The organism is Streptomyces bauhiniae, from assembly GCF_004784475.1.
Lineage (GTDB): Bacteria > Actinomycetota > Actinomycetes > Streptomycetales > Streptomycetaceae > Streptomyces > Streptomyces seoulensis.
The window spans coordinates 111881-133885 of record NZ_SRRT01000003.1; the positions used below are offsets into that span (position 1 = coordinate 111881).

Genomic DNA, 22005 nt, shown 5'->3' on the forward strand with positions numbered 1-22005 from the left:
GTTGCCGGCAGGTCGGCAGGCCGCTGTAGCTCTGCCGGAGGGTCAGTTGTGGCTGTGCAGAATGTCGTTCAACCCGCCCCACACCGCATTGTTAGGCCGAGCCTCCACCGCCCCCGTCACCGAGTTGCGGCGGAACAGGATGTTGGAGGCGCCCGAGAGGTCGCGGGCCTTTACGATCTGGCCGTCGGGCATTGTCACGCGGGTGCCGGCTGTTACGTACAGGCCCGCTTCGACCACGCACTCGTCGCCCAGGGCGATGCCCACGCCCGCCTCCGCGCCGACGAGGCACCGCTCGCCGATGGCGATGATGACGTTGCCGCCGCCGGAGAGGGTGCCCATGGTGGAGGCGCCGCCGCCGATGTCGGAGCCGTCGCCGACGACGACGCCGGCGGAGATGCGGCCCTCGACCATGGAGGTGCCCAGCGTGCCGGCGTTGAAGTTGACGAAGCCCTCGTGCATGACCGTGGTGCCCTCGGCGAGGTGCGCGCCGAGGCGGACGCGGTCGGCGTCGGCGATGCGGACGCCCTTGGGGGCGACGTAGTCCGTCATGCGGGGGAACTTGTCGATCGAGGTGACCTGGAGATGCAGCCCGTCGGCGCGCGCGTTCAGCCGGACCTTCTCGATGTCGTCCACCGCGACCGGGCCGAGCGAGGTCCAGGCGACGTTGGCCAGGTGGCCGAAGATGCCGTCCAGGCTCTGGCCGTGCGGCTTGACCAGGCGGTGCGAGAGCAGGTGCAGCCGCAGGTAGACGTCGTGCGCATCCAGCGGCTTCTCGTCCAGCGAGGCGATGACCGTACGGACCGCGACCACCTCGACGCCCCGCCGGGCGTCCGGGCCGAGCGCGGAGACCGCGTTGTCGCCCAGCAGTTCCGCGGCCCGGTCGGCCGAGAGGCGCTCGCTGCCGGAGGGACCCGGCTCCGCCACCAGCTCGGGCGCCGGGAACCAGGTGTCGAGAACGGTGCCGTCGGCGGCGATGGTGGCGAGACCGGCGGCGACGGCGCCGGTGGTACGGGAAGCAGTGTCGGTCATGCGGAAAACCTAACGTGGGAGCGGGGTGGCGGCCTAACCGGTACCTGACCGGTGCGGCGCCGGGTACGCGAAGGCGGCGGCACCCGAGGGCGCCGCCGCCTCATGCCAGAAAACCAAGCCTCAGACGTTGAACCCCAGCGCCCGCAACTGCTCGCGGCCGTCGTCGGTGATCTTGTCGGGGCCCCACGGCGGCATCCAGACCCAGTTGATGCGGAGCTCGCTGACCAGGCCGTCGGTGACGGACTTGGCCTGGTCCTCGATGACGTCCGTCAGCGGGCAGGCCGCGGAGGTCAGGGTCATGTCGATCGTGGCGATATTCGCGTCGTCGACGTGAATGCCGTAGATCAGACCGAGGTTGACGACGTCGATGCCCAGCTCGGGGTCGACGACGTCCATCAGGGCCTCGCGGAGTTCTTCCTCCGAGACCGGTTTCATCTCAGCGGTGTCGGTCATGCCGTCTTCCTTTCGGCGTCCGCGCCGGCCTCGCCCAGGGCCTGGGCCGTCGCGTCCTTCCACGCCATCCAGCTCAGGAGGGCGCACTTGACCCGCGCGGGGTACTTGGAGACACCGGCGAACGCGACCGCGTCCTCCAGCACCTCCTCCATCGCGTCGTCGGGCTCGATCCGGCCCTTGGACTGCATCAGCTCCAGGAAGGTCTCCTGGATCTTCTGCGCCTCGGGCAGGTCCTTGCCCACCAGCAGTTCGTTCAGTACGGACGCCGATGCCTGGCTGATGGAACAGCCCTGGCCCTCGTACGAGACGTCCGCGATCTTCGTACCGTCGTACCGCACCCGGAGGGTGATCTCGTCGCCGCACGTCGGGTTCACGTGGTGCACCTCGGCGTCGCCATCACGAAGACCACGCCCGTGCGGGTTCTTGTAGTGGTCCAGGATGACTTCCTGGTACATCGAGTCCAGCTTCACGGTGTCAGCCCACGCCTCTCAGCCGAAGAAGTTCCGTACGTGCTCCAGCCCCTCGACCAGTGCGTCGATCTCGCCGGGCGTGGAGTACAGATAGAACGACGCCCGGGTGGTCGCCGGAATTCCGTACCGCAGGCAGACCGGCCGCGCGCAGTGGTGGCCGACGCGCACCGCGATGCCCTGCTCGTCGAGGACCTGGCCCACGTCGTGCGGGTGGATGTCGCCGAGCGTGAAGGAGATCGCCGCGCCGCGGTCCTCGGCCGTGGAGGGGCCGATGATGCGCAGGTCGGGGACCTCGCCGAGCCGCTTCACCGCGTACTCGGTGAGCGCGTGCTCGTGGGCGAGGATCTTGTCCATGCCGATCGAGTTCAGGTAGTCGATGGCCGCACCGAGACCGACCGCCTGGGCGATCGGCGGGGTGCCCGCCTCGAACTTGTGCGGGGCCGGCGCGTAGGTCGAGGAGTGCATCGACACCGTCTCGATCATCTCGCCGCCGCCGAGGAACGGGGGCAGGTCCTCCAGGAGTTCCTGGCGGCCCCAGAGCACGCCGATGCCGGTCGGACCGCACATCTTGTGGCCGGTGAAGGCCACGAAGTCGGCGCCGAGCGCCTGCACGTCCAGCGGCATGTGCGGCGCGGCCTGCGAGGCGTCGACGCAGACCAGCGCGCCGACCTCCTGGGCGCGGCGCACGATCGCCTCGACCGGGTTGACCGTGCCCAGGATGTTGGAGACCAGCACGAAGGAGACGATCTTCGTCTTCTCGGTGATGATCTCGTCCAGGTTGGACAGGTCGAGGCGGCCGTCCTCGGTGAGGCCGAACCACTTCAGCTTCGCGCCGGTGCGCTGCGCGAGCAACTGCCACGGCACGATGTTGGAGTGGTGCTCCATCTCCGTGATGACGATCTCGGTCTCGTGGTCCACCCGGTAGGGCTCGTCGGCCCAGCCCAGCATGTTGGCCACGAGGTTGAGCGACTCGGAGGCGTTCTTGGTGAAGATCACCTCGTCGCGGCTGGGCGCGTTGATGAAGTCGGCGACCTTGTCACGCGCGCCCTCGTACAGCGCCGTGGCCTCCTCGGCGAGGACGTGCACGCCTCGGTGGACGTTGGCGTTGTAGCGCTCGTAGTACTCGCTCAGGGCGTCCAGCACCTGGCGCGGCTTCTGCGAGGTCGCCGCGTTGTCCAGGTAGACGAGCTGGCGCCCGTCGTGGACCTGGCGGTCCAGGATCGGGAAGTCCTTGCGGATCGCCTCTGTGTCGAGGAGGCCCGGCATCTGTGTCACGCGGATACTCCACCCTTCGTGTACGCCTCGTAGCCCTCGTTCTCCAGCTTGTCGGCAAGCTCGGGGCCGCCGGACTCGACGATGCGGCCGCCGGAGAACACGTGGACGAAGTCCGGCTTGATGTAGCGCAGGATGCGCGTGTAGTGCGTGATCAGCAGGGTGCCGGTCTCGCCGCTCTCGCGGACGCGGTTGACGCCCTCGGAGACGATGCGCAGGGCGTCCACGTCGAGGCCGGAGTCGGTCTCGTCGAGGATGGCGACCTGCGGCTTGAGCAGTTCGAGCTGGAGGATCTCGTGGCGCTTCTTCTCACCGCCGGAGAAGCCCTCGTTGACGTTGCGCTCGGCGAAGGAGGGGTCCATGTGGAGCCGCTCCATGTTCTCCTTGACCTCCTTCACCCAGGTACGCAGCTTGGGGGCCTCGCCGCGGATGGCGGTGGCGGAGGTGCGCAGGAAGTTGGAGACGGAGACGCCGGGGACCTCGACCGGGTACTGCATGGCGAGGAAGAGGCCGGCGCGGGCGCGCTCGTCGACCGACATGGCGAGGACGTCCTCGCCGTCGAGGGTGACGGTGCCGCCGGTGATCGTGTACTTCGGGTGACCCGCGAGCGAGTAGGCGAGGGTCGACTTGCCCGAGCCGTTGGGGCCCATGATGGCGTGCGTCTCGCCCTGCTTCACGGTGAGGTCGACGCCCTTGAGGATCTCCTTCGTGGCGTTGTCGGCCTCGACGGTGACGTGCAGGTCTCGGATTTCAAGCGTTGCCATGGGTGCCTCAGGACTCCTGGGTGAGGGAGACGAGCACGTCGTCCCCTTCGATCTTTACGGGGTATACGGGGACGGGGCGCGTCGCGGGCGGACCGGACGGCTTGCCGCTGCGGAGGTCGAAGCAGGAGCCGTGCAGCCAGCACTCGATCTGCCCGTCCTCCACTTCGCCCTCGGAGAGGGAGACGTTCGCGTGCGAGCAGATGTCGTAGATCGCGTACACCTCGCCCTCGGTCTTCACGACCGAGACCGGCGTGCCGTCGAGTTCCACCCGCTTGGGGGTGTCCTCCGACAGTTCGCTCAGTCCGCAGGCGCGCTGGAAGGTCGTCGTCATGCGACCGCGGCCTCCAGCTCCTCCTCGATCTTGACGAGCAGGCGCTCCTCGATGTCGGGGAGGCCGATCTGCTGGACCAGCTCGGCGAAGAAGCCGCGGACCACCAGACGGCGGGCCTCGTGCTCCGGGATGCCGCGGGCCATCAGGTAGAAGAGCTGCTCGTCGTCGAAGCGGCCGGTGGTGGAGGCGTGGCCGGCGCCGACGATCTCGCCGGTCTCGATCTCCAGGTTGGGGACCGAGTCGACGCGGGAACCGTCGGTGAGCACCAGGTTGCGGTTCATCTCGTAGGTGTCGGTGCCCTCGGCCTTGGCCTCGATGAGCACGTCACCGATCCAGACCGCGTGCGCGCCCTCGCCCTGGAGCGCGCCCTTGTAGATGACGTGGGACCGGCAGTGCGGGGTGTTGTGGTCGACCAGGAGGCGGTGCTCCTGGTGCTGGCCGGCGTCGGTGAAGTACAGGCCGAACAGCTCGGCCTCGCCGCCGGGGCCCGCGTAGCTGACGCGCGGGTGGAGGCGGACGACGTCGCCGCCGAAGGTGACGACCACGGACTTGAAGGAGGCGTCGCGGCCGACCAGGGCGTTGTGCTGGGCCACGTGCACGGCCTTGTCGTCCCAGTCCTGGACGGAGACGACGGTCAGCTTGGCGCCGTCGCCGAGCACGTAGTCGACGTTGGCGGCGAGCACCGCGTCACCGGTGTGGTCGATGACGACGAGCGCCTCGGCGAAGGCGCCCAGCTCGATCACCTGGTGGCCGAAGGCGGTGCCGCCCTCGCCGTGCACCGCGATGCGGATCGGCTCGGTGAGGACGGTCTCCTTCGGCACGGTGACGACCGACGCCTGCTCGAAGGCGGAGTACGCCTGGGCGGCGACGCGGTCGACGGGGGTGCCTGCCTTGCCGAGCCGGGCGTCGTCACGGCCGACGTTCTCGACGGTGACGCCCTCGGGGGCCTCGACGACGACCTTCAGGCCCTCGCCGGTGGCGACGGCGGTGCCGTCGTGCAGGCCGCGCAGCCGCTCCAGCGGAGTGAACCGCCACTCCTCCTCCCGGCCGTGCGGGACGGGGAAGTCCGCGACGTCGTAGGAGGGGGGCGCGCTCATGCGCGTGGCGACGGTCGACTCCGCGGCGACCGCGATCGAGCCCGCGGTGGTGGACCCCACGGGGATGTTCTGCTCAGCCATGGCTGTCGGGGTGCTCGCTTTCTGGTGCGTAGGTGGCTGCGTGTGTGGCGTGACGGGGTACGGCGGCGGGTCAGCCGACCGCGCCCTCCATCTGCAGCTCGATCAGCCGGTTGAGCTCCAGCGCGTACTCCATCGGCAGCTCCTTGGCGATCGGCTCGACGAAGCCGCGCACGATCATCGCCATCGCCTCGTCCTCGGAGAGGCCGCGGCTCATCAGGTAGAAGAGCTGGTCCTCGGAGACCTTGGAGACGGTCGCCTCGTGGCCCATGGAGACGTCGTCCTCGCGGACGTCGACGTAGGGGTAGGTGTCCGAGCGGGAGATGGTGTCGACGAGCAGCGCGTCGCACAGCACGTTGGACTTCGATCCGGCCGCGCCCTCGCCGATCTCGATGAGACCGCGGTAGGAGGTACGGCCGCCGCCGCGCGCCACCGACTTCGAGACGATGTTGGACGACGTGTTGGGCGCCATGTGGACCATCTTGGCGCCGGCGTCCTGGTGCTGGCCCTCGCCCGCGAAGGCGATGGAGAGGGTCTCGCCCTTGGCGTGCTCGCCCATCAGGTAGACGGCCGGGTACTTCATGGTCACCTTGGAGCCGATGTTGCCGTCGACCCACTCCATGGTGGCGCCCTCGTAGGCGACGGCGCGCTTGGTGACCAGGTTGTAGACGTTGTTCGACCAGTTCTGGATGGTCGTGTAACGGCAGCGGGCGCCCTTCTTGACGATGATCTCGACGACCGCGGAGTGCAGCGAGTCCGACTTGTAGATCGGCGCGGTGCAGCCCTCGACGTAGTGGACGTAGGCGTCCTCGTCGACGATGATCAGCGTCCGCTCGAACTGGCCCATGTTCTCGGTGTTGATCCGGAAATAAGCCTGGAGCGGGATCTCCACGTGCACGCCCTTCGGCACGTAGATGAAGGAGCCGCCGGACCACACGGCCGTGTTCAGCGAGGCGAACTTGTTGTCACCGACGGGGATGACGGTGCCGAAGTACTCCTTGAACAGCTCGGGGTGCTCGCGGAGCGCGGTGTCGGTGTCGAGGAAGATGACGCCCTGCTCCTCCAGGTCCTCGCGGATCTGGTGGTAGACGACCTCCGACTCGTACTGGGCGGCGACACCGGCGACGAGGCGCTGCTTCTCGGCCTCCGGGATGCCCAGCTTGTCGTAGGTGTTCTTGATGTCCTCGGGCAGGTCCTCCCAGGACTCCGCCTGCTTCTCCGTGGAGCGCACGAAGTACTTGATGTTGTCGAAGTCGATGCCCGAGAGGTCCGAGCCCCAGTTGGGCATGGGCTTCTTCTCGAACAGCTTCAGGCCCTTGAGGCGGAGCTTGGTCATCCACTCCGGCTCGGACTTCTTGTCCGAGATGTCGCGGACGACGGCCTCGTTCAGACCGCGCTTGGCCGAGGCGCCGGCTACGTCGGAGTCGGCCCAGCCGTATTCGTACTTGCCCAGACCCTCGAGTTCGGGGTGGGCAGTCTCCGTGGGGAGCGTCATGCGGGGTTCCTCCCGGCCGTGCTTGCGTGGTGGCTCTGATCGGACTTGTCGGTCGTGTCAGTCTTGGAAATCTTGGGGATGAACGTCGTGCAGACGCCGTCGCCGTGCGCGATGGTCGCCAGTCGCTGGACGTGGGTTCCCAGCAGCTCGGCGAAGAACTCCGTCTCCGCCTCGCAGAGCTGGGGGAACTGCTCGGCGACGTGCGCGACCGGACAGTGGTGCTGGCAGAGCTGCTCACCCTGTTGCGGGAGGGGGGCACTGCGTGCCGTAGCAGCGTACCCGTCCGCGGTCAAGGCCCTGGCCAGGGCTTCGGCGCGGCGCTCCGGCTCCACTCCCTCGACGGCCTTGCGGTACGTGGCGGCCTGGGCGGCGATGCGGGCGCGGGCGAAGGCGGCGATCGCCTCGTCCCCGCCCTCGCGCTCGGCGATCCAGCGCAGGGCGTCGGCGGCGAGCTGGTCGTAGGACTGGTCGAAGGCGTCCCGGCCGCAGGCGGTCAGGGCGAAGACCTTCGCGGGGCGGCCGCGGGTACGGGCTCCGTACACCCGCTGCTCGCGGGCCTGCACGACGTCGTCGGCGGCCAGCGCGTCCAGATGCCGGCGCACGGCGGCCTGGGTGAGGCCCAGCCGGCCGGCCAGTTCGGCGACGGTCGACGGGCCGTGGTCCAGGATGGACCGCGCGACCCGGTTGCGCGTCGAACGCTCACCGGTCGCTAGCTCTTCCTGGGGCCCCGTGGGGGTCTCCCGAGCCTCGCCGACGTTTTTCACAACGCTATTGTTGCGTAATTCTTCGGAGCCTGACAAGCCAGGCCGGGAGCGATCGACGGTGCCCTGCGTCACTTAGGCACACCTAACCTGACCTGCGGAAACGATCTCCGGGACGCTTCTCGCGACCCTCCTCACCAGGCAAAACCGCTGGCGCCCGGCACCCCCGCCGGGCAGACTCCGCGCCATGCCGACCCTCGTCCCAGCAGGCCCCCTGGTCACCCGTCCGACCCTCGCCGGACAGCTCGGCGAGCTGGGTGTCGAGCCCGGCGAGACGCTGCTCGTCCATTCCTCGCTGAGTTCCCTCGGCTGGGTGAACGGCGGGGCCGTCGCCGCCGTCCAGGGCCTCCTCGACGCCCTCGGCCCGGACGGCACCCTGGTCGTCCCCACCCAGTCGGCCGACCTCTCCGACCCCGAGCTGTGGCACGCACCCCCGGTGCCGCCCGAGTGGTGGGAGACGGTACGGGCGACCATGCCGCGCTACGACCCCCGCACCACCCCCTCGCGCGGGGTCGGGGTGATCCCGGAGACCGTACGCACCTGGCCCGGCGCCCGGCGCAGCGCCCATCCGCAGACCTCCTTCGCCGCGCTCGGCCCGCGCGCCGCCGAGATCACCCACGGCCACGCCCCGGACTGCCGGCTCGGTGAGCGCAGCCCCCTGGCCCGCCTGGAGCGGCTCGGCGCCCGGGTGCTGCTGCTGGGCGCGGGCTACGCCGCCTGCACCAGCTTCCACCTGGCCGAATACCGGATACCCGCGCCGCTGGTGGAGGTCGGACGGCCCGGCGCCGGCGGCTGGGAGACGGTGACCGAGGTGTCCATCACCTCCGACCGCTTCGACGAGCTGGGCCACGATTTCGAGCGGGACCGGCCGGTCCTGCGGGGCCGGATCGGCGCGGCCCGGGCCCGGCTGTTCCCGGTCGCGGACGCGGTGGCCTACGCCGAGCGCTGGCTCCCGCTGCACCGGCCCCGCGAGGCCGGTTTCCAGCACCCCAGCGCCTGAGCCCCGGCGCGCCTCCCTAGACTCTGGACCCATGCATAGTGACCCCGTGGTCCAGGTCCAGGCCCTGGTGAAGCGGTATGGGCGGAAGACCGCGGTGGACGGCCTCGACCTGGAGGCCCGGCCGGGCGTGACCGCCGTACTCGGTCCCAACGGCGCCGGCAAGACGACCACGGTCGAGACCTGCGAGGGGTACCGCACGCCGGACTCCGGCACCGTGCGCGTCCTGGGCCTCGACCCGGTGCGGGACGCGGCCGCGCTGCGCCCCCGGGTCGGCGTGATGCTCCAGTCCGGCGGCGTCTACTCCGGCGCCCGCGCCGACGAGATGCTGCGGCACGTCGCCAAGCTGCACGCGCACCCGCTCGACGTGGACGCCCTGATCGAGCGGCTCGGGCTCGGCTCCTGCGGCCGGACCTCCTACCGGCGGCTGTCCGGCGGCCAGCAGCAGCGGCTCGCGCTCGCCATGGCCGTCGTCGGCCGCCCCGAGCTGGTCTTCCTGGACGAGCCGACCGCTGGCCTCGACCCGCAGGCCCGGCGCGCCACCTGGGACCTCGTACGGGACCTGCGCACCGACGGGGTCTCGGTGATCCTCACCACGCACCACATGGACGAGGCCGAGCAGCTCGCGGACGACGTGGCGATCATCGACGGCGGCCGGGTCATCGCCCAGGGCTCCCCGGAGGAGCTGTGCCGGGACGGCGCCGAGAACACCCTGCGGTTCAGCGGGCGCCCCGGACTGGACGTGGCCTCGCTGCTCAAGGCGCTCCCGGCGGACTGCACGGCCGACGAGCTGACGCCGGGCGGGTACCGGGTGAGCGGCAAGATAGACCCGCAACTGCTCGCCACGGTGACCTCCTGGTGCGCGCAGCACGGGGTGATGCCGGACCGGATCTCGGTGGAGCGGCACACCCTCGAAGACGTCTTCCTGGAACTGACCGGCAAGGAGCTGCGCTCATGACCACCGCGCCGGGCACGTACGCCCCCAGGCCCGGAGCGGCCCCGCTCCCCCGCATGATCGGCGCGCAGGCCGCGCTGGAGACGCGGATGCTGCTGCGCAACGGCGAGCAGTTGCTGCTGACCGTGGTGATCCCGACGCTGCTGCTGGTGCTGTTCAGCTCGGTGGACGTCGTGGACACCGGGTCCGGCAAGGCGGTGGACTTCCTCGCGCCCGGCATCCTGGCGCTGGCGGTGATGTCCACGGCGTTCACCGGGCAGGCCATCGCCACCGGGTTCGAGCGGCGCTACGGCGTGCTGAAGCGGCTGGCCTCCTCGCCGCTGCCGCGCTGGGGGCTGATGACCGCGAAGACGGCCGCGGTGCTGGTCACCGAGGTGCTCCAGGTGATCCTGCTGACCGTCATCGCCTTCGCGCTGGGCTGGTCCCCGCACGGCAACCCGGCCGCCGTCCTGCTCCTGCTGGTCCTCGGTACGGCCGCGTTCTCCGGGCTCGGGCTGCTGATGGCGGGCACGCTGAAGGCGGAGGCGACGCTGGCCGCGGCCAACCTGGTCTTCCTGCTGCTGCTGGTCGGCGGCGGGGTGATCGTGCCGCTGGAGAAGTTCGGCGCCGCGCAGCACGTCCTGGGGCTGCTGCCGATCTCCGCGCTCTCCGACGGGCTGCGGGACGTGCTCCAGCACGGCGCCGGGATGCCCTGGGGCGACCTGGCGATCCTCGCGGTGTGGGCGGTCGTGGGGCTCGCGGCGGCGGGGAAGTTCTTCCGCTGGGAGTAGGTTCCCGACGGCCCCCTCGTGAAAGCGTGCACAAGCGGGCGCCTACGATGGTGCGCGTGCCAAAGCTGACCCCCGCCGACGCCGCGGCGGCCCTCCGCAACCCGCTCGCCTTCATCGCCGACCGCTGGACCCCGGACCCCCGGACCGTCCGCCGGGCCGCGCTCGCCGCACTCGTGATGGCGGTGGTCATCGTGGTCACCGGCGGCGCGGTGCGCCTGACCGGCTCCGGGCTCGGCTGCCCGACCTGGCCCACCTGCACCGACGACTCGCTGACCACCACCCGCGCCATGGGCGTGCACGGCGTCATCGAGTTCGGCAACCGCATGCTGACGTACGTGCTCTGCGCGGCCGTCGGCTGGGCGATCATCGCCGCCCGCTCCCGGAAGCCGTGGCGGCGCGACCTGACGCGGCTGGGCTGGGCGCAGTTCTGGGTGGTCATGGGCAACGCGGTGCTCGGCGGCATCGTGGTGCTGGTCGGGCTGAACCCGTACACGGTGGCCGCGCACTTCCTGCTGTCCACGGCGCTGATCACCGTGGCCACCGTGACGTGGCAGCGCACCCGTGAGGGTGACACGGAGCCGCGTCCGCTGGTCGGCGGGGCGGTACGGCAGCTCGTGTGGTTCCTGGTGGCGGCGGCCGTGCTGCTGATCGCGGTCGGCACGGTGGTGACCGGCGCCGGTCCGCACGCGGGCGACTCCTCCGAGGTGGCGCGCATCCCGCTGGACTGGGAGATGATCGCCAAGCTGCACGCGGTGCTGGCCTGGATCGTGGTGACCCTGACCTTCGCCCTGTGGTTCATCCTCAAGGCGGTGGACGCCCCCAAGGGCCCCTTGTCCCGCACCCGTGACCTCTTCCTGATCCTGCTGGCCCAGGGCGTCATCGGCTACATCCAGTACTTCACCCACCTCCCCGAGGCCCTGGTGGCCCTCCACATGCTCGGCTCCTGCCTCATGTGGATCGCCACCCTCCGCGTCCTCCTCTCCCTCCGCGAACGCCCGGAGACCCCGGCCACCGTGCCGGGCCCGGCGACGGAGGTCTCGGTGGGCACGCCGGCCTGAGTCAGCGGTACCCGGCCACCAGAGAGTCGATGGCCGGGCCCAGGTAGGCGCGGGTCAGTCGCGCCCTGCGCTCCGGCGAGGGCCCGGGGCCCTGTTCCCCGTAGCGCCGCCGGGTGACGTCCTCGACGACCTCGCCCGGCGCCCCCAGCGCGGGCAGCTCGGTGAGCGCCTGCCGCTTGGAGATCAGCCGTCCCTCGCGCAGGGTCACGGTGGCGCGGGCGAAGGTCAGCAGGCCGAGGTCGACCCAGATGTCCTCCGTCCACAGCCGCTCCTTGTCCACCGCTGGGCGCCAGAAGTCCCGCTGGTCGGCCGCGACGAAGTCCCGCAGCTCCCGGTCCGGCACCGGCGGCAGATACGCGGCGGGCGGCGCCCCGTGCAGCACCCGGCCGAACTCGTGCAGCTCGCTCCGGGTCACCGGTGTGACCGGGCGGCGCTTGATGCGGCCGTGCGCCCAGGTCAGGTGCGGCCTTTCCGGATCGGCGGCCGTGGGCGGGGTCAGGTAGGAGCAGTGCAGCCTGTCCGCCAGCGGCTCGGCGCGCAGGTGCCGGTGCAGCACGATCAGGCGGCGTACGGAGGCGGGGGTCAGCGGGCCGGGGAGGACCGCGATCAGGTCCAGGTCGCTGCGGCCCTCCTGGTAGTCGCCGCCGCCCAGTGAGCCGTGGGCCCAGACGGCGAGGGGGCGGAAGGGGGCGAGGTCGTCCAGGAAGCGGGTGAGGAGCGCTTCGGTCGGCATGGGGTGAGTGTCGGGGACGGGGGGCCGCCCGTACAGAGGTCAGCGCAGGCCGTACACCCGGTGGGCGTTTTCCGAGGCCAGGAGGTGGGCCACGCGGCGGGCGTCCGTGGGGGTGCAGGCGTCTTCGGTGAGCCAGGTGCCGAGGACTCGGTTGAGGGACTCGCGGAAGAGGTGGGCGCCCACCACGTGGAGTTCGGGGAGGGACTGGGCGCCGGTGGAGAAGAGGATCTTGCCGAAGGGGGCGAGTTCCAGGATGTCGGCGAGGATCGCGGCCGCGCGGGCGCCGGTGCGGGCCAGGGCGGCGCCGGAGTCGGCGTAGACGTGCGGGTGGACGGCGGCCAGGCGGGCCGCGTACCGGTGGTGGAAGAGGCCGGGCAGCAGGACCAGGTCGGTGCCCAGCCCTGCGGTGGCCCGTACGAAGGCGGTGAGCGGGGCGGGGTCGGTGCGCAGGCCCGGCTCCTCGGGGCCGGCGTGCAACTGGAGCGGGCGGCCGGTGGCCACCGCGATCCACAGCAGGTGGGACAGCAGGACCGGGTCGGTCAGCTCCTCCCCCACGCGCCGTGCGGCCAGCCAGCGGGCGGCGGCGCCGCGTACCGCGCCGGGTCCGGGCGGCTCGGGGGCGAGGGCGGGCCCTGCGCCGGCGAGCGAGGCCGTGGCGGCGAAGGCGACGGCGTGCGTGGCGGCCCCGTGCACCGACTCGGCCAGATTGGCGAGGAACGCGGCGACCGTGCCCGAGGTGTCCGCGACCTGCTCGGCCAGCGGCTCCAGCCGGACCACCTCGCGCGCCTCCGCGTCACCGGCGGCGGCCATCTCCTCGGGCCCGGTGAGATCGTCGGGCAGCCCGCTGGAGACCAGGTAGGTGGTGATCCCGGACCCGCGCAGCAGCCTGCGCCCGGCCTCCAGCACGCCCAGTTCGCGGCGCCGGGCCAGATAGCGGGCGGGCGGACAGTGCGGCTCCAGACCGAGCAGCGGCGGACACCAGCGCCGCACCGCGAACCCCGTCTGCGTGTCGAACAGCGTGGTCCCCGGCGCGGGCGGCCCGTCCCCCCGCCCAAGCCGCGCCTCGAACGTCCCGAGCCCCAGCTCGGTCCTGAGCACCCCATGGCAGTACTGATCCACGAGCGACGGTGTCTCGATCATCCCGGCCTCCCGCAGAACGGCGTGCTACCTCATCCGTCCTAACGGCACGACCTGGGCTCAGGTGGCGCGAGCCGACCCAAAGGGGCGCGGGGAACTGCGCGACCAGCCACGACGGCGGGTCAGCCTGCAACGAACCGACACCCCGCAGCCGGGACTCAGAGCTGAATCCCGGCCATCCGCTTCCACTCGTACGCGCTGGTGCGGATCTTCGCCGCGAACTCGCCGTCGAAGTCGTCCTGGAGCGCGGCCCCGGCCTTCTCCACCGCCCGGCGCCCGATCTCCACGCTGGGGGCCACGAGGTTGCCCCACTCGCCGTCCTCGCCCACGAGGGCGATACGGGCCCCGCGCTCGCCGAGGTAGGCGACGTTCCCCTCGGCGCCCCCGTGCGCCTTGGCGAACGTACCGATCTGGTGGGCGAGCCGCTTCACCTGGCGCTCGCTCTTCGCGTCAACCTGCTCCGTGTCAGCCATGACAGGGATGCTACCGACGAGTAGGCAAAAGGGCGACGTGAGAGGCGCCTCAGCGCAGGAAGGGGTCCACCGCGACGGCGACGAACAGGATGGAGACGTAGGTGATCGACCAGTGGAACAGCCGCATCTCCTTGAGCTTGCCCCCCGTCACCTCGGCCTTGGCCCGGTTCTGCAGGCCGTGCGCCTCCCAGAGCCAGAAGCCGCCGGCCGCGAGGGCGACCACGGTGTAGAACCAGCCGGTGTAGCCGAGCGGGGTCAGCAGCAGGGAGACGGCGACCATCACCCAGCTATAGATCACGATCTGCCGGGCGACCACCTTGTTGGAGGCGATGACGGGCAGCATCGGCACGCCCACGCGGGCGTAGTCCTCCTTGACCTTCATGGACAGCGGCCAGTAGTGCGGCGGCGTCCAGAAGAACATGACGAGGAAGAGGATGACCGGCGCCCAGGACATCGAGTTGGTGACCGAGGACCAGCCGATCAGCACCGGCAGGCAGCCCGCGATGCCGCCCCAGACGATGTTCTGCGAGGTACGCCGCTTGAGGATCATCGTGTAGACGACGACGTAGAAGAGGAGCGCACCGAGTGACAGCCACGCGGACAGCCAGTTGACGGTCAGCCCGAACAGCAGCGTCGAGACGACGGCGAGGGAGATGCCGAAGGCGAGGCACTCGCGCGGGCTGACCAGTCCGGTCACCAGCGGCCGCTGCGAGGTGCGGTCCATCAGGGCGTCGATGTCCCGGTCGATGTACATGTTGAGCGCGTTGGCGCCGCCCGCGGAGAGGTAACCCCCGACGCAGGTGAGCAGGACGAGGCCCAGGTCGGGCACCCCCTGCTGGGCCAGGAACATCACCGGGACCGTGGTGATGAGCAGCAGCTCGATGATCCGCGGCTTGGTCAGCGCCACGAAGCCCTTGACACGGGCTCCGAACGACCGGTCAACCGGGCTCCGGCTCGTACCGGGACCGGCCTCCCCCAGAGCCTCGAGGGCCTGGGAAGTGCCGCCAGGACGGGATTCGACGGCCGTCACGCACACCCCTGACAGAGACATCAAGCGAGCCTTCCCGTGTGAAAGCGGGGTAAAGGCTCGCGCGTACCACGCCACTTTAGACGTTGCCCATATCCGGTTTTTCGCCGGGGTCGGCTCGTGTTGGCGAGCCCTTCGGCACGCCGCCCGTCCGAGGTCTCCACCGGCTCGGTTGAGCACTCGGACGAGCGGCTCCGTATTCATGTGCCAAGCGGCTTCCGGCCCGGTCGGGAGGCGGATAACGACGAGTCCCGGCAGTCTGGAATGACTCGAAAAAACGCACGTCCCCTCGGGGGTAGGCTCGACAACGGCCGGTGGACACCAGTGCACCGGCGGCCGGCGGGCGCCACGCGCCGCGAACCGGCGAACGACATGTGGAGAGGAGCCCTGACCCAGGGTGAGCACCAAGCCGACCACCACAGACCTTGAGTGGACCGAGCTGGACCAGCGGGCCGTGGACACCGCCCGGGTCCTGGCCGCCGACGCCGTACAGAAGGTCGGCAACGGCCATCCCGGCACGGCGATGAGCCTGGCCCCGGCCGCCTACACCCTCTTCCAGAAGGTGATGCGGCACGACCCCGCCGACCCGCAGTGGGTGGGCCGCGACCGCTTCGTGCTGTCCGCCGGTCACTCGTCCCTGACCCTCTACACGCAGCTCTACCTGGCCGGCTTCGGCCTGGAGCTGGACGACCTGAAGTCCTTCCGCACCTGGGGCTCGAAGACTCCGGGCCACCCGGAGTACGGGCACACCAAGGGCGTCGAGACCACCACCGGCCCGCTGGGCCAGGGTGTGGCCAACGCGGTGGGCATGGCGATGGCATCCCGCTTCGAGCGGGGCCTGTTCGACCCCGACGCGCCCGAGGGCACGTCCCCGTTCGACCACTACATCTACTGCATCGCCGGTGACGGCTGCCTCCAGGAGGGCATCTCCGCCGAGGCGTCCTCCCTCGCGGGCCACCAGCAGCTCGGCAACCTGGTCCTGCTGTGGGACGACAACCACATCTCGATCGAGGGCGACACCGAGACCGCCGTGTCCGAGGACACGATGAAGCGGTACGAGGCGTACGGCTGGCACGTCCAGCGCGTCGAGCCCAAGGCCGACGGCGATCTCGACCCGGCGGCGATCTACGCGGCGATCGAGAAGGCCAAGGCGGTCACCGACCGGCCGTCCTTCATCGCCATGCGCTCGATCATCGCCTGGCCCGCCCCGAACGCCCAGGACACCGAGGCCGCGCACGGCTCGGCCCTCGGTGACGACGAGGTCGCGGCCACCAAGCGCGTCCTCGGCTTCGACGAGACGCAGAGCTTCGCCGTCGCCGACGAGGTCCTCGACCACACCCGCGGCGCCCTGGAGCGCGGCCGTCAGGCCAAGGCGGAGTGGGAGAAGGGCTTCCAGGACTGGCGCGAGAACAACGCGGACCGCGCGGCCGAGTTCGACCGCATCAGCGAGGGCGCCCTGCCGACCGGCTGGGAGCTGAAGATCCCGGTCTTCGAGACCGGCAAGAGCGTGGCCACCCGTGCCGCCTCCGGCAAGATCCTCCAGGCGCTCGGCCCGGTCATCCCCGAGCTGTGGGGCGGCTCCGCCGACCTCGCCGGGTCGAACAACACGACCATCGACAAGGACAGCTCCTTCCTCCCGGCGGGCAACCCGCTGCCGGAGGCGGACCCGTACGGCCGCACGATCCACTTCGGCATCCGCGAGTTCGCCATGGCCGCCGAGATGAACGGCATCACCCTGGCCGGGAACACCAAGGTCTACGGCGGCACGTTCCTCGTGTTCTCCGACTACATGCGCAACGCCGTCCGCCTGTCGGCGCTGATGCACCTGCCGGTGACGTACGTGTGGACGCACGACTCGATCGGTCTCGGCGAGGACGGCCCGACCCACCAGCCGGTGGAGCACCTGGCCGCGCTGCGCGCGATCCCCGGTCTGAACGTGGTCCGCCCGGCGGACGCCAACGAGACCGCCACCGCCTGGCGCGAGGTCCTCAAGCGCTGGACCAAGGAGTTCGGCAAGGGCGCCCCGACCGGCCTGGTGCTGACCCGCCAGGGCGTGCCGACGTACGAGCCCAACGACGACGCCGCGCGGGGCGGCTACGTCCTGTTCGAGGCCGAGGGCGGCGAGCCGCAGGTGATCCTGATCGCCACCGGTTCCGAGGTGCACGTGGCCGTGGAGGCGCGCGAGCAGCTCCAGGCCGAGGGTGTGCCGACCCGTGTGGTCTCGATGCCGTCGGTCGAGTGGTTCGAGGAGCAGGACCAGGGGTACCGGGATTCCGTGCTGCCGCCGTCGGTCAAGGCCCGCGTCGCCGTGGAGGCGGGCATCGGTCTGACCTGGCACAAGTACGTGGGTGACGCCGGCCGCATCGTTTCCCTGGAGCACTTCGGCGCGTCCGCGGACGGCAAGGTCCTGTTCCGCGAGTACGGCTTCACTCCGGAGAACGTGGCCGACAAGGCGCGGGAATCCCTCGCCGCTACGCAGCGCTGACGCCCGTAAACGACACGTAGGAGATGCAATTTCCATGACAGACGCACTGAAGCGCCTCTCCGAGGAAGGCGTGGCGATCTGGCTGGACGACCTGTCGCGCAAGCGGATCACGTCCGGCAACCTCGCCGAGCTGATCGACCAGCAGCACGTCGTCGGCGTCACCACCAACCCCACGATCTTCCAGAAGGCGATCTCGCAGGGCGACGGCTACGACCAGCAGCTCACCGACCTCGCGGCTCGTGAGGTCACGGTCGAAGAGGCCATCCGCATGATCACGACGGCGGACGTCCGGGACGCCGCCGACATCCTGCGCCCGGTCTTCGACGCCACCGGCGGCAAGGACGGCCGGGTCTCCATCGAGGTCGACCCGCGCCTGGCGCACAACACGCGCGCCACGCTGGCCGAGGCCCGCCAGCTCGCCTGGCTGGTGGACCGCCCGAACACGCTGATCAAGATCCCGGCGACCGAGGCGGGTCTGCCGGCCATCGCGGAGACTATCGGCAACGGCATCAGCGTCAACGTCACGCTGATCTTCTCCCTCGACCGGTACCGCAAGGTCATGGACGCGTACCTGACCGGCCTGGAGAAGGCCAAGGAGCGCGGCCTGGACCTGTCGAAGATCCACTCGGTGGCGTCCTTCTTCGTGTCCCGCGTGGACTCCGAGGTCGACAAGCGGCTGAACGCGATCGGCACCGACGAGGCCAAGGCGCTGCGCGGCAAGGCCGCCATCGCCAACGCGCGCCTGGCCTACCAGGCGTACGAGGAGGTGTTCTCCTCCGACCGCTGGAAGGCGCTGGAGAAGGCGGGCGCCAACAAGCAGCGTCCGCTGTGGGCGTCGACCGGCGTGAAGGACCCGGAGTACCCCGACACGATGTACGTCACCGAGCTGGTCGCGCCGAACACGGTCAACACCATGCCGGAGGCCACCCTGGAGGCCGTCGAGGACCACGGTGAGATCACCGGCGACACGGTGACCGGCACCTACGAGCAGGCCCGCGCCGACCTCGACGCGATCGAGGCCCTCGGGATCTCCTACGACGACGTCGTCCAGGTGCTCGAGGACGAGGGCGTGGACAAGTTCGAGGGGTCCTGGAACGACCTGCTCAAGTCGACCGAGGCGGAGCTGAAGCGCCTCGCCCCCTCGGAGGGCTGATTTGTCACCCCTCAACGGTTCCGGAGCGAACCCGCTTCGTGATCCCGCGGACCGACGGCTCCCGCGCATCGCGGGGCCGTCGGGCCTGGTGATCTTCGGTGTCACCGGCGACCTGTCGCGCAAGAAGCTGATGCCGGCCGTCTACGACCTGGCCAACCGCGGTCTGCTGCCGCCGGGCTTCTCCCTGGTGGGCTTCGCCCGCCGCGACTGGGAGCACGAGGACTTCGCCCAGGTCGTACACGACGCGGTCAAGGAACACGCCCGTACGCCGTTCCGCGAGGAGGTCTGGCAGCAGCTCATCCAGGGGATGCGCTTCGTCCAGGGCACCTTCGACGACGACGAGGCGTTCGAGCGGCTGCGCTCGACCATCGACGAGCTGGACAAGCAGCAGGGCACCGGGGGCAACTTCGCCTTCTACCTGTCGGTGCCGCCGAGTGCCTTCCCGGTCGTCATCCAGCAGCTCAAGAAGCACGATCTGACCGACCAGTCCAAGGGCTCCTGGCGGCGCGCGGTCATCGAGAAGCCGTTCGGCCACGACCTGAAGTCCGCCGAGGACCTCAACAAGGTCGTACACGAGGTGTTCGAGCCGGACCAGGTGTTCCGGATCGACCACTACCTCGGCAAGGAGACCGTCCAGAACATCCTGGCGCTGCGGTTCGCCAACACGATGTTCGAGCCGATCTGGAACCGGTCCTTCGTGGACCATGTGCAGATCACGATGGCCGAGGACATCGGCGTCGGCGGCCGCGCCGGGTACTACGACGGCATCGGCGCCGCCCGTGACGTGATCCAGAACCACCTGCTCCAACTGCTGGCGCTGACCGCCATGGAGGAGCCCTCCTCCTTCGGCGCGGACGCGCTGGCCAGGGAGAAGACCAAGGTGCTCGGTGCCGTACGGCTGCCGAAGGACCTGGGCGCCGACACCGTGCGCGGGCAGTACGCGGCCGGCTGGCAGGGCGGCGAGAAGGTCATCGGCTATCTGCAAGAGGACGGCATCGACCCCCAGTCGAAGACCGACACCTACGCGGCGCTGAAGCTGGAGATCGACAACCGCCGCTGGGCGGGCGTCCCCTTCTATCTGCGCACCGGCAAGCGGCTGGGCCGCCGGGTCACCGAGATCGCGGTGGTCTTCCAGCGGGCGCCGCACTCCCCGTTCGACCACACGGCGACCGAGGAGCTGGGCCAGAACGCGATCGTCATCCGGGTCCAGCCCGACGAGGGCATCACGGTCCGCTTCGGCTCCAAGGTGCCGGGCACCTCGATGGAGATCCGGGACGTGTCGATGGACTTCGCCTACGGCGAGTCCTTCACCGAGTCCAGCCCCGAGGCGTACGAGCGGCTGATCCTGGACGTGCTGCTGGGCGACGCCAACCTCTTCCCGCGTACGGAGGAGGTCGAGCTGTCCTGGAAGATCCTCGACCCGGTCGAGGAGTACTGGGACGAGCACGGGCGGCCCGCGCAGTACAAGTCGGGCACCTGGGGCCCGTCCGAGGCCGACGAGATGCTCGCACGAGACGGACGGAGCTGGCGCCGGCCATGAAGATAGACCTGACCGACACCACCGCCGGTGAGATCAACAAGGCGCTGATCGAGGGCCGCCGCGCCATCGGCACGCCCGCCGTCGGCATGGTGCTGACCCTGGTCATCGTCACCGACGAGGAGAACGCCTACGACGCGCTGCGGGCGGCGAGCGACGCCTCGCGGGAACACCCCTCGCGCACGCTGGTCGTCATCCGCCGCGTCTCGCGCACCCCGCGCGACCGCACCACCTCCCGCCTCGACGCCGAGGTGCGGGTGGGCGCGGAGGCCGGCACCGGCGAGACGGTCATCCTGCGGCTGTACGGCGAGGTGTCCGACCACGCCGACTCGGTGGTGCTGCCGCTGCTGCTCCCGGACGCCCCGGTGGTGGTCTGGTGGCCGGTGAACGCTCCGGCGGCCCCGGCCGAGGACCCGCTGGGCGCGCTGGCGCAGCGCCGGGTCACCGACACCTACGCGGCCGAGCAGCCGGTGCGTGAGCTGGCGGCGCGTGCGGAGACGTACACGCCGGGCGACACCGACCTCGCCTGGACGCGGATCACGCCGTGGCGTTCGATGCTGGCGGCGGCGCTGGACCAGGTGGACTGCGAGGTGCGGTCCGTCGAGGTCGAGGGCGAGGAGTTCAACCCGAGCTGCGAACTGCTGGCCATGTGGCTGGCGGACCGGCTGGGTGTGCCGGTGCGGCGGTCGCTGTCCTCCGGGCCGGGTCTGACGGCGGTCCGGATGGAGACGACCTGCGGGCCGGTCGTGCTGGACCGGGCGGACGGTGCGCTGGCGAACCTGTCCATCAAGGGCCAGCCGGGCCGCGCGGTGGCGCTCCAGCGCCGGGACACCGCCGAGCTGATCGCGGAGGAGCTGCGCCGGCTCGACCCGGACGACACCTACGCGGCGGCCCTGCGCTACGGCGTGGAGCGGCTGTCGATGGGCGCGGACGCGGTGGCGACGCTGGGCGGCGCTCCGGAGCAGGCCGCAGAGAAGGCCGCGCAGGACGAGGCTGTCACCGAGGTGGCGGTGGCCGAGTCCGAGGCGGGTACCGAGGAGGGCGAGGCCGAGCGGCCGACCCCGAACTCCCTCGCGAGGAAGGCGGCGTCGAAGTGAGCACTCCGCAACTGGTCGTGCACCGCGACAAGGAACTGATGGCCGAGGCCGCCGCCGCGCGGCTGATCACCAAGATCGTGGACGCCCAGGCGTCGCGCGGTCACGCCTCGGTGGTCCTCACCGGTGGCCGCAACGGCAACGGTCTGCTGGCCGCGCTGGCCAAGGCGCCCGCGCGGGACGCGATCGACTGGGGCCGCCTGGACCTGTGGTGGGGCGACGAGCGCTACCTCCCCGAGGGCGACCCGGACCGCAACTACACGCAGGCCCGCGAGGCCCTGCTGGACTCCGTACCGCTGGACCCGGCGCGGGTGCACCCGATGCCCGCCTCCGACGGGCCCTACGGCGCGGACGTGGACGCGGCGGCCGGTGCGTACGCGGCGGAGCTGGCCAAGGCGGCCGGTCCCGAGGACCACGCCGAGGTGCCGGAGTTCGACGTGCTGCTGCTGGGCGTCGGCCCGGACACGCATGTGGCGTCGCTCTTCCCGGAGCTGCCCGCGGTGCGGGAGACCGAGCGCACCGTGGTGGGTGTGCACGGCGCGCCCAAGCCGCCGCCGACCCGGACCTCCCTGACGCTGCCCGCGATCCGCGCGGCGCGTGAGGTGTGGCTGCTGGCGGCGGGCGAGGACAAGGCCGAGGCGGTGGCGATCGCGCTGTCCGGCGCGGGCGAGGTGCAGGCCCCGGCGGCCGGTGCCCAGGGCCGGGCGCGGACGCTGTGGCTGCTGGACTCGGCGGCCGCGGCGGATCTGCCGCGGTCGATGTATCCGCCGGCTTCACCGTGAGCTGAGCGCGAGTAAGGGGCGGCGGAGACTCTTGGGAGTGTCCGCCGCCCTTTC

22 protein-coding genes are annotated in these 22005 nt (G+C 70.8%); 9 read left to right on the top strand and 13 right to left on the bottom strand.

Translation table 11 applies throughout. The annotated features are described in order from the left end of the window. Window positions 1-42 precede the first annotated feature (42 nt). The 9 genes from dapD to E5083_RS10645 all read right to left on the bottom strand — a co-directional run bounded on the left by dapD (window position 43) and on the right by E5083_RS10645 (window position 7753). Window positions 43-1029: a 2,3,4,5-tetrahydropyridine-2,6-dicarboxylate N-succinyltransferase gene (gene dapD, locus E5083_RS10605; protein ID WP_135785404.1), complete on the bottom strand. Its 987-nt coding sequence runs from the start codon at window positions 1027-1029 to the stop codon at window positions 43-45. A 120-nt stretch (window positions 1030-1149) separates the two neighbouring features. Continuing rightward, window positions 1150-1482 (bottom strand): metal-sulfur cluster assembly factor, encoded by a 333-nt coding sequence (locus E5083_RS10610; protein WP_031182020.1) that lies wholly within the window; start codon window positions 1480-1482, stop codon window positions 1150-1152. Next, entirely contained in the window at window positions 1479-1952 is a 474-nt protein-coding gene (gene sufU, locus E5083_RS10615; RefSeq protein ID WP_031182019.1) for a Fe-S cluster assembly sulfur transfer protein SufU, read from the bottom strand. Before sufU ends, E5083_RS10610 begins: the two co-directional genes overlap by 4 nt. Window positions 1953-1970: 18 nt before the next feature. Continuing rightward, window positions 1971-3227 carry a cysteine desulfurase gene (locus E5083_RS10620; protein ID WP_135785405.1) on the bottom strand — a complete coding sequence of 419 codons (1257 nt, stop codon included), beginning with the start codon at window positions 3225-3227 and terminating at the stop codon, window positions 1971-1973. Continuing rightward, a complete protein-coding gene (sufC, locus tag E5083_RS10625) occupies window positions 3224-3988 on the bottom strand; it encodes a Fe-S cluster assembly ATPase SufC (protein WP_031182017.1) in 765 nt (254 codons plus the stop codon). The genes E5083_RS10620 and sufC overlap by 4 nt, the downstream gene beginning before the upstream one ends. Window positions 3989-3995: 7 nt before the next feature. Next, complete coding sequence (locus E5083_RS10630; RefSeq protein ID WP_030815347.1) at window positions 3996-4319, bottom strand: non-heme iron oxygenase ferredoxin subunit; 324 nt, start codon at window positions 4317-4319, stop codon at window positions 3996-3998. Further along, complete coding sequence (sufD, locus tag E5083_RS10635) at window positions 4316-5497, bottom strand: Fe-S cluster assembly protein SufD (protein WP_135785406.1); 1182 nt, start codon at window positions 5495-5497, stop codon at window positions 4316-4318. Before sufD ends, E5083_RS10630 begins: the two co-directional genes overlap by 4 nt. A gap of 70 nt (window positions 5498-5567) precedes the next feature. Then, on the bottom strand, window positions 5568-6989 hold the full coding sequence (gene sufB, locus E5083_RS10640; protein WP_031182015.1) for a Fe-S cluster assembly protein SufB: 1422 nt from the start codon (window positions 6987-6989) through the stop codon (window positions 5568-5570). Continuing rightward, window positions 6986-7753 (bottom strand): helix-turn-helix transcriptional regulator, encoded by a 768-nt coding sequence (locus tag E5083_RS10645; protein WP_135785407.1) that lies wholly within the window; start codon window positions 7751-7753, stop codon window positions 6986-6988. Before E5083_RS10645 ends, sufB begins: the two co-directional genes overlap by 4 nt. A gap of 184 nt (window positions 7754-7937) precedes the next feature. Here E5083_RS10645 and E5083_RS10650 point away from each other — a divergent pair, with 184 nt between their 5' ends. Genes E5083_RS10650 through E5083_RS10665 form a run of 4 tightly spaced genes read left to right on the top strand, consistent with a single transcriptional unit; the run spans window position 7938 to window position 11530 of the window. Then, window positions 7938-8750 (top strand): AAC(3) family N-acetyltransferase, encoded by an 813-nt coding sequence (locus E5083_RS10650; RefSeq protein WP_135785408.1) that lies wholly within the window; start codon window positions 7938-7940, stop codon window positions 8748-8750. Between the two features lie 31 nt (window positions 8751-8781). Next, window positions 8782-9705 (top strand): ABC transporter ATP-binding protein, encoded by a 924-nt coding sequence (locus E5083_RS10655; protein WP_135785409.1) that lies wholly within the window; start codon window positions 8782-8784, stop codon window positions 9703-9705. Continuing rightward, on the top strand, window positions 9702-10472 hold the full coding sequence (locus E5083_RS10660; RefSeq protein WP_135785410.1) for an ABC transporter permease: 771 nt from the start codon (window positions 9702-9704) through the stop codon (window positions 10470-10472). The genes E5083_RS10655 and E5083_RS10660 overlap by 4 nt, the downstream gene beginning before the upstream one ends. Window positions 10473-10519: 47 nt before the next feature. After that, a complete protein-coding gene (locus E5083_RS10665) occupies window positions 10520-11530 on the top strand; it encodes a COX15/CtaA family protein (protein ID WP_135785411.1) in 1011 nt (336 codons plus the stop codon). A gap of 1 nt (window position 11531) precedes the next feature. On the opposite strand, the gene E5083_RS10670 is transcribed toward E5083_RS10665, so the two are convergent. From E5083_RS10670 to E5083_RS10685, 4 genes are all read right to left on the bottom strand, one after another. Continuing rightward, window positions 11532-12263, bottom strand: coding sequence for a nucleotidyltransferase (locus E5083_RS10670; RefSeq protein WP_135785412.1), 732 nt, complete (start codon window positions 12261-12263; stop codon window positions 11532-11534). Between the two features lie 39 nt (window positions 12264-12302). Further along, complete coding sequence (locus E5083_RS10675; protein WP_135785413.1) at window positions 12303-13403, bottom strand: amidohydrolase family protein; 1101 nt, start codon at window positions 13401-13403, stop codon at window positions 12303-12305. A 155-nt stretch (window positions 13404-13558) separates the two neighbouring features. Continuing rightward, a complete protein-coding gene (locus E5083_RS10680; RefSeq protein WP_135785414.1) occupies window positions 13559-13873 on the bottom strand; it encodes a hypothetical protein in 315 nt (104 codons plus the stop codon). A 49-nt stretch (window positions 13874-13922) separates the two neighbouring features. Next, entirely contained in the window at window positions 13923-14909 is a 987-nt protein-coding gene (locus E5083_RS10685; protein ID WP_167513534.1) for a heme o synthase, read from the bottom strand. A gap of 388 nt (window positions 14910-15297) precedes the next feature. On the opposite strand from E5083_RS10685, the gene tkt reads away from it, so the two are divergent. Genes tkt through pgl form a run of 5 tightly spaced genes read left to right on the top strand, consistent with a single transcriptional unit; the run spans window position 15298 to window position 21951 of the window. After that, on the top strand, window positions 15298-17385 hold the full coding sequence (tkt, locus tag E5083_RS10695; protein WP_135785416.1) for a transketolase: 2088 nt from the start codon (window positions 15298-15300) through the stop codon (window positions 17383-17385). Between the two features lie 34 nt (window positions 17386-17419). Continuing rightward, window positions 17420-18538 (top strand): transaldolase, encoded by a 1119-nt coding sequence (gene tal, locus E5083_RS10700; RefSeq protein ID WP_135785417.1) that lies wholly within the window; start codon window positions 17420-17422, stop codon window positions 18536-18538. A gap of 1 nt (window position 18539) precedes the next feature. Beyond that, window positions 18540-20078 carry a glucose-6-phosphate dehydrogenase gene (gene zwf, locus E5083_RS10705; protein WP_135785418.1) on the top strand — a complete coding sequence of 513 codons (1539 nt, stop codon included), beginning with the start codon at window positions 18540-18542 and terminating at the stop codon, window positions 20076-20078. Next, window positions 20075-21172: a glucose-6-phosphate dehydrogenase assembly protein OpcA gene (gene opcA / locus E5083_RS10710; protein WP_135785419.1), complete on the top strand. Its 1098-nt coding sequence runs from the start codon at window positions 20075-20077 to the stop codon at window positions 21170-21172. The genes zwf and opcA overlap by 4 nt, the downstream gene beginning before the upstream one ends. Beyond that, window positions 21169-21951: a 6-phosphogluconolactonase gene (gene pgl, locus E5083_RS10715; protein ID WP_031182002.1), complete on the top strand. Its 783-nt coding sequence runs from the start codon at window positions 21169-21171 to the stop codon at window positions 21949-21951. The genes opcA and pgl overlap by 4 nt, the downstream gene beginning before the upstream one ends. Window positions 21952-22005: the final 54 nt, after the last annotated feature.